Source organism: Pseudomonas avellanae BPIC 631, assembly GCF_000444135.1.
Classification (GTDB): Bacteria; Pseudomonadota; Gammaproteobacteria; order Pseudomonadales; family Pseudomonadaceae; genus Aquipseudomonas; species Aquipseudomonas avellanae.
This window is the reverse complement of the sequence record NZ_ATDK01000409.1, coordinates 1-7451: the sequence shown is the minus strand read 5'-3', so window position 1 is coordinate 7451 and position 7451 is coordinate 1. Positions and strand designations below refer to the sequence as shown.

Sequence of the window (7451 nt, the reverse complement as noted above, 5' to 3'; positions counted from 1 at the left end):
AGCGTCCAGAACGGCATGCGACGCGGAGCGTCGCACGATAGTTGATCCCCACGCTCCAGCGCAGAAAAACGCTTAAATTATCTTCATGTTCAACCCGAAAGAGCCGCAAAAGCCCCAACCTACGGCCTTTTCTGAAAAACATGGCTCTCGGCCATAACACATTTTTCACATCTTCTTCACTGCGTCAGCACCATGCTGAACCTACTCTGCCTTCATGAGGGCGGTAACGACTCCGAGGGGCTCTCGAGTCAACACCACACAATAAGCTCAGTGTAGGAGTAGCCACTTGGCTGACACACTAATCGACAACAAGAATATCCTGCCCGATTCGGGTATCCGCCAGCGCTACAAATTGCAGCGGCACATCGTATCGATCTCGGTCACGGTCACGGTCGTATTGATGGCCATCTGCGCGTGGTTCTACATGGCTTTTTCCAGTGTGCATGTGATGGACCTTGGAATGGGCAGCAACCTCAAAGTATCCGGCCTGCGCGAGCAATGGCTGCGCGGCGACGTGGTGGTCATGATTCGTCACGCCGAACGCTGCGACCGCTCGACAAATCCCTGCATGGCCGACGCTGACGGCATCACCTCCAACGGCCGGGAGGCGGCGCTGGCGGTGGGCGCAGGCCTGCAGAAGATGGGCATGCAGCACGTTCAAATGATCGCCAGCCCGAAAACCCGCACGCAACAGACGGCGCAATTGCTGGCAGGGCATGCGGTAACCGGGCAGGAATGGATCAACGACTGCGATGGCGACTTCATGAAGGTCGTCCAGGCGCACAAGGTCAGCGGTGAAAACCTGGTGCTGGTGACGCACAGCGGTTGCATCGACCAGTTCGAACGCAAGCTCGGCGTCCCGGGTGGCGAGCGCTCCAGTGAATATGCCCAGGCATTTTTCGTTCAGATGGACGGCAGTCATCGGCCGAAGATTCTAGGCTCCCTGAATGCCGGGCAATGGGTCAACCTCAGCCGCGAGCAATTCAATTGATCCCACCGGTCATTGGCTTCAAGCCAGCGCAATACGCTCGTCACTCAACCTGCCGGCTCAGATGCTACAGTGTCCAGGTTGGCCGGGTAGAAAAAAACAAAAAGGCGCTGCAATGAACATTCTGGTTATTGAAGACCACCGTGATATCCACGATAACCTGCTGGAATTCTTCGAGCTCAGAGGCCATGCGGTCGAAGGTGCGCTGGACGGCCTGAGCGGGCTGCATCTGGCTGCATCAAAACGTTACGACGCGATCATTCTCGACATCATGCTGCCAGGCATCGATGGCAACCAGATCTGCCGCAGCCTGCGTCAATATTCAAAATCGGAAGTCGCTATTGTGATGCTCAGCGCCCGCGATGAGCTGGATGACCGTCTTATCGGCTTCAAGGTGGGTGCCGACGATTACATCACCAAGCCCTTTGCGATGTCCGAGGTGCTCGCCCGCGTCGAAGCGGTGGTCAGCCGACGCCAGCGCAAGGAAAACCGGGTGATGGTAGTCGCCGATCTGCAGTTCGATCTGGACACCCTCGAGATAAGCCGTAACGGTACGCCATTGAAACTCAACCCGACCAACATGAAGCTGCTGGAATTGTTGATGCGCAAGAGCCCGCACATCGTCAAGCGCTCCGAGCTGGAAGAAGTGCTCTGGGGGCGTGATGCCCCGAACAGCAGCAGCTTGCGCAGCAATATTCATATCCTCAGGCGAGTGTTGGACGGGGGTCATGAAACGCCGCTGCTGCATACCGCCCACGGCCTTGGCTACAAGCTTTGTGTACAAAGCTGAGGCTTGCTCAGTCGAAATTGAACAGCCGCTGGATCAGCGTAGGCGTGCTGCCGGTCCAGCGTTTGAACGAACGGCGAAAGTTGGCCGGGTCGTTGAAATTCAGGTAATCAGCCACGGCCTCGTTGCTCATCCCCTTGATCTGGTACAGGTACAGCGCAACATGCTTGCGCGCCAGGTCGTGCTGGGCCTGAAAACTCGTGCCGTGTTTGTGCAGCTTGCGTTTCAGGGTGGCCGGGCTCATGGCAAAAGCCTGGGCAACCTGTTCCAGGCTTGCAGCCTCGCGCACGTTGTCACGCAGGTGCTGGTGCAGCCGGTCGAGCAGGCTGGCCTGCATGCCCAGCGCCGCCAGTTGCCCGGCAGCCTCCTGCTGGGCGACCTGCACCGCAATTGGCGACGCCCCCGGCCACGCCTGAGTGAGGCAGTGCCTGGGCAGGCGCATCATGTCCAGCGGGCGGCCAAACGCTGTGTTTTCGCCCAGATGAACCCAATATTGTTCGACGTAACGCGGCTCTTCGTGACAGAAACTGCACTCCCACGGCAGGCGCGCATTGCCCACTAACTGACTCATCGCGACCAGCGCGGTCATGCTGGCCTCCAGCAGAAAACGCTGTTGTTCACCCGCGCCGCAACTGTCCAGCCAATAGAGGTAGGCAAAGTGTTCGTCCAGCTCCAGGCGCGGGGTGAGCAGCGGGCTGAGCAGTGCTTGCTGGCGCAGCAGAATCTCCAGCGCCTGATGCAGATTTTGCGCATGGCGCAGCGCGTGACTGGCCGCGCCGTAGTGGCCGGGAAACAGCCGTTGGCCGAATAGAAAACTGGTGTCGTCTGCGTCCATCTGCCGTTGCGCGTTAGCGATCAGCGCGAAGCACTGCTGGGGGCTGAGCCGCGTCTTGCCTGCCACGATGTCTTCGTAGAACAGGCCGGTGCCTTTGAGCAGTCGATGGCTGTCGATCCCGCGCGACAGCGCCAGGTCAATCAGTGTGGCGGGCTGATAATGGCCGGGGATGAAGCGGCTGTCGGCCTCGTACCAATCACTTTTAAGGGTCATGGCGGTTGCTCAGGCGGTGCGCGTCAGGGGGCGTCGGGCACGGGCCAGCGACAGGTTGAGGCGGCGCAGCAGATTGTCCGGCGTTTCATTGAGCGCCATCACCACTGCCACGCTGGCGGACAGATGAAGGCGCTCGCCCTGTTGCCGGGTCTTGTGCGCCAGGCTGGCGACCGCCTGCTGCAACTCCAGCGCCAGCAGCTTCGCCTGGCTCTCGCCCGTATTGGGCAGCAGCACCACAAAACGGTCGCCGGCCAGCCGGCAGAGCAGGTCCTGACGGCGCAGGTTGAGCACCAGCAAATGGCTGATAGCGGACAGGACTTCATCGCCCTCGGCATGGCCAAACGCATTGTTGATGGTGCTGAAACCGTCGATATCCAGCGCCAGCAGCGACAGCGGTTGCTGCTGACAAAGGCTTTGCTCCAGGCTCACGATCAATTGCCGTTTCAGATAGTCGGCGCTGCCCAGCGGGGTGAGCTTGTCGTACAGCCGGTGCTCACGAAAGCCACGTTCGCGTTTTTCCATCTGCGCGCTGATCGCCAGCTGTTCGCGATGCCAGTGGTAGATGCCGAGGGTCAGCAGGATCAAGCCGACCGGCATGGGGCCGGATTCCAGCCAGTGGTCCCATTCGATCTCCGCGGGCAGGCGAATGAACTCGTCCAGCGCGTCGATCCACCACGAAAAGAACACGCAACTCAGCCCCACCGACAGGTAATTGGTTACCCGTCCGGCCGGTCGGCTCTTGAACACCAGAAACAGCCAGACCAGCGACAGCAGTGCCGAGCCACCTTCGCCAATGATGTCGAGCCATTGCCATTCGCTGACGTGCTTGATAGTGCCAAACGCCAGAAACGCCAGCAGCCCCAGATTGGCGGCAATCATCAGCACGGCGAGTTTCCAGCGATGGGGTTGAATGATCCTGAACATGAACAGCCGGCTCCCGATGTGCTGATTATCGGCCAGCAGAACAGATGCACATGACACTTGGGTGACGGGTAACGCGAAGGGCAAGAGGTCGAATCAGCTCACACATGTTGCAGGTTTTTGCTGCGGGTCTTGTGTTGATCTTCATGCACACGTCGGCTCTTGATTCTGGCCAGCGGCCGTGGGAGCGAGCTTGCTCGCGATCTGTCGGGAACCGACAGTAGAGCCTGTGCATACGGTGCAACGGACACACCTCAGGGTAGGCAGTTTGGCGTCGCCATCCGTCAGGCCTGCCTTTCCAGCGCCGCCGCAAAGTCAAATCAGCTCATTTACCCGCCCATTCCCCCTCAAACCATCCATTTCCGGCCTTCGCAGCCCTGACCTGTCACATAACCGTCATTGCACAGCTCTAGCTTGCGCCTCCAGTTGCCGGGCCATTTGCCTGGCCCGTCGGGATTGGGGGGACTCACATGTACAGGCGTCGCAGCAGGGCTCAACTGGTTGGCTTCACACTCGGTTCACTGGCGCTTGGTATTGCCAGCGAGCGTTTACAGGCCACCGAAGCAGGTCCTACCGAGCACGTGCAAGTGGTCGGGCAGGCGGCGAGCATCGACAACGCGCTCAAGGAACAGCGCAGCGCCGACAGCATCAAAAGCGTGGTGCATGCCGATGGCGTGGCGCAGTTGCCTGACCAGAACGTGGCCGAAGCGGTGCAGCGTCTGCCGGGCGTGAGTGTCGAGCGCGATCAGGGGGAAGGGCGCTTTGTGACGGTGCGTGGCCTGGCCCCCGACCTGAACAGCGTGACCATCAACGGCACGCTGGTGCCCGCCCCGGAAAGTGGCCGACGCGCCGTGGCGCTGGACGTTCTGCCGGCCGAACTGGTGCAGTCGCTGTCAGTCATCAAGACCCTGACCCCGGACATGGACGCCAACTCGCTGGGTGGCACTATCGATGTCGAGAGCCTCTCGGCTTTCGATCACAAAGGCCTGTTCTACACCGGCAGCAGCGAGGCCAGTTACGACAAGAACACCCGCCAGACCAGCCCCAAGTTTTCTGGCGCGGCGAGCAACCGTTTCAGCCTTGGCGACGGCATCGACAACTTTGGCGTGGCTGCAGCATTGAGCTGGCAGAAGCGCGACTTCGGCTCCGACAACGTCGAGACCGGCGGTGACTGGGACGGCGCGCGCCTGCAGTCATTCGAACAGCGCGACTATGACATCAGTCGCGAGCGCGCTGGCGGTGGCCTGAACTTCGATTACAAACCCGATGACGTCAGCAAATATTACCTGCGCACCCTGTACAGCCGCTTCAAGGACGACGAAGTGCGCACCACCAACGCGTTTGAGTTTGCCGATGCGCAACGTGCAGGCGAGACCGGCGATGCCGAGGGCACGCGCAAGCTCAAGGCGCGCACCGAAACCCAGGAAATCCAGTCCTATGTGTTTGGCGGCGAGCGCATGATGGGCCTGTGGACCTTCAGCGGCCAGGCCGGTTACAGCGAATCCAGCGAAGACAGCCCCGGTCACATCGCCGGCGCCACCTTCGTGGGCAACGATGATTTTGCCGGTACCGGTTTCTACGACCGCGACAAACCCAGGCCGATTGTCGGCTCCTCGTTCTACGACACTTCGAACTTCACCCTGGACAAGGTCGATTGGGAAAAGCAGTACACCAAGGACACCGAAAAAAACGTACGCCTGGACCTCGCCCGCGACTACGACTTCAAGGGCTATGCCTCGCAGTTCAAGTTTGGCGGCAAGGTCAGCCGACGCGACAAGAGCAACGACCTGGAAGTCTGGAAATACGAGGATTTCGACGACCAGGGTTTCAGCGATCAGCAACTGAACCTCAGCCAGTTCCAGAAGGGCAACATCGACTATCGACTGGGCCATTTCGGCAGCGGCATCAGCCCCGGCGCCGTCAAAGGGCTGATAGGCAGCCTTGATGCTGCCAGCGCCTACGACCCCGCCGAGTCCCGCGCCAACGATTTCAAGATCAACGAGGACATCAACGCCGGTTACTTCATGAACACCGTTGATGTCGACAAGTGGCGCTTCATCGCCGGCCTGCGCTACGAAGGCACGGAAATGGACGCCAAAGGTACGGGTGTGCGCGACGGCGCTTTCGAGCCCAACGACACCAAACGCCGTTATCACCACTGGTTGCCGGGCCTGCACGCGCGGTATCAGATCGACAAAAGCACCCAGTTGCGCGCCGCCTGGACCAAAACCGTGGTGCGCCCGACCTTCGGGCAACTGGCGCCGGGCTTTGTGATCGACGATGACGAAGCCACGTTTGGCAATCCGAACCTCAAGCCGCTGGAGTCCAGTAACCTCGACCTGGGCATCGAACACTTCATGGGCCGTGCCGGCACGGTGTCTGCGTTCGTGTTCTACAAGGACATTCAGAACTTCGTCTACAACACCGACCTGGCGGGCACCGGGCAATGGGCGAACTTCTCAGAAGCCAACACCTTCGCCAACGGCGACAAGGCCAAGCTGTACGGGCTTGAACTGGCCTACTCGCAAAAGCTCGACTGGCTGCCATCGCCATGGGACGGCCTGCTGCTGGGGGCCAACGCCACGTTGAGCCGCTCGGACGCGAGCATCAACGGCTTCGATCAGAGCACCGGTACTAACCGCAAGCGCGACATCGACCTGCCCAGCCAGTCGAAAACCGTCGGTAACGTCATGCTCGGCTGGGAGAACGACACCCTCAGCCTGCGTCTGTCGGCCAACTACAAGTCAGCCTATCTGTATGAACTGGCGGCGATTGGCGACAAGGACCACGACCAGTATGTGGACGCGCAGACCTTCGTCGATTTCAGCGCCCGCTATTCACTGACCAAGAACCTCAAGGTCAGTTTCGAGGCGCAGAACCTCACCGATCAACCGTATTTTGTCTACAGCGGCCATCGCGCCTACAACGGCCAGTACGAAGAGTACGGCCCGACCTACAAGGTCGGCCTGACCTTTACCCACTTCTGACCGACCGATGCGCTCATTCAAAGGATTCAACCGTTCATGATGATTTCGTTATCACCCAAACCGGCTTGCCTGACGCTGCTGCTGGGTCTGCTCGCCGGTGCAGCACACGCCTCGCCGCCCACTGACGTGAGCCTGACGCGTTGGGCTGAAAAGACAGTGTTCAAGGCTCAATCTGCAGCTTTCCTGCCAGGCAGCGACGGGGCCCGCCGCCTGGCCGCCAGCGTCAAGGCTGGCTTGTTGTTGCTGGACGATCAGGGTCATGAGCTGGCGAACATGCCGGGTTCTTTCCAAGGGCTGGACAGTCGCCTGACAGGCGCCAGCGTGCTGGTCGCGACGCTGGACAACACCCGCCAGCAGGCCATGCTGACTCAGCTTGATTCAGCAAAAGCGCAGTGGTCCCAACCGGTTTATCTGCCCGCCCGCGATTATTCGGTCGCAGGCCTGTGCCTGTACCGCGATGACGCCAGCAACCTGTTTGTGTTTCTGGTGGGCGAGGAGGGCAAGGGTGAGCAATGGCTGGTCGGCGCAGGCGATCACGTCAATGCCACGCCGCGCCTGGTGCGCAATCTGCCATTGCCGCCGAATGCGGAGTTCTGTCAGGTCGACGACGCTGCGCACCGGCTGTTCGTCAACGAGGAAAACATCGGCTGGTGGGCCTACCCGGCGCACCCCGAAGCCGATGTCGCGCGTCAGCCGGTGGCCTTGCGCGAGCCGTTTGGC

6 protein-coding genes are annotated in these 7451 nt (G+C 60.4%); 4 read left to right on the top strand and 2 right to left on the bottom strand.

The window, feature by feature from the left end; all coding sequences use genetic code 11:
- The first annotated feature begins 286 nt into the window (after window positions 1-286).
- Both pmrG and DW49_RS0123255 read left to right on the top strand, forming a co-directional pair.
- A complete protein-coding gene (gene pmrG / locus DW49_RS0123260) occupies window positions 287-991 on the top strand; it encodes a lipopolysaccharide core heptose(II)-phosphate phosphatase PmrG (RefSeq protein WP_005618815.1) in 705 nt (234 codons plus the stop codon).
- 112 nt (window positions 992-1103) lie between these two features.
- Window positions 1104-1778, top strand: a complete 675-nt coding sequence (locus DW49_RS0123255) for a response regulator transcription factor (protein WP_003383401.1) — start codon at window positions 1104-1106, stop codon at window positions 1776-1778.
- A gap of 7 nt (window positions 1779-1785) precedes the next feature.
- Here the strand turns inward: DW49_RS0123255 and DW49_RS0123250 are convergent, their stop codons facing one another.
- Together DW49_RS0123250 and DW49_RS0123245 are read right to left on the bottom strand one after the other, a co-directional pair.
- A complete protein-coding gene (locus tag DW49_RS0123250) occupies window positions 1786-2823 on the bottom strand; it encodes an AraC family transcriptional regulator (protein ID WP_005618806.1) in 1038 nt (345 codons plus the stop codon).
- A 9-nt stretch (window positions 2824-2832) separates the two neighbouring features.
- Entirely contained in the window at window positions 2833-3747 is a 915-nt protein-coding gene (locus tag DW49_RS0123245; RefSeq protein WP_005618802.1) for a GGDEF domain-containing protein, read from the bottom strand.
- Window positions 3748-4214: 467 nt separating this feature from the next.
- On the opposite strand from DW49_RS0123245, the gene DW49_RS0123240 reads away from it, so the two are divergent.
- Both DW49_RS0123240 and DW49_RS0123235 read left to right on the top strand, forming a co-directional pair.
- The gene (locus tag DW49_RS0123240) at window positions 4215-6731 is read left to right on the top strand and encodes a TonB-dependent receptor (RefSeq protein ID WP_005618795.1); all 2517 of its coding nucleotides are present in this window, start codon (window positions 4215-4217) and stop codon (window positions 6729-6731) included.
- Window positions 6732-6767: 36 nt separating this feature from the next.
- The coding region (locus DW49_RS0123235; protein WP_024421431.1) for a phytase at window positions 6768-7451 on the top strand (684 nt) is incomplete at its 3' end.

Bases quoted from the DNA above. Each gene is read 5' to 3' on its own strand.
- DW49_RS0123255 (WP_003383401.1), top strand. From the start codon at position 1,104: ATGAACATTCTGGTTATTGAAGACCACCGTGATATCCACGATAACCTG.
- DW49_RS0123250 (WP_005618806.1), bottom strand. From the start codon at position 2,823: ATGACCCTTAAAAGTGATTGGTACGAGGCCGACAGCCGCTTCATCCCC.
- DW49_RS0123245 (WP_005618802.1), bottom strand. From the start codon at position 3,747: ATGTTCAGGATCATTCAACCCCATCGCTGGAAACTCGCCGTGCTGATG.
- DW49_RS0123240 (WP_005618795.1), top strand. From the start codon at position 4,215: ATGTACAGGCGTCGCAGCAGGGCTCAACTGGTTGGCTTCACACTCGGT.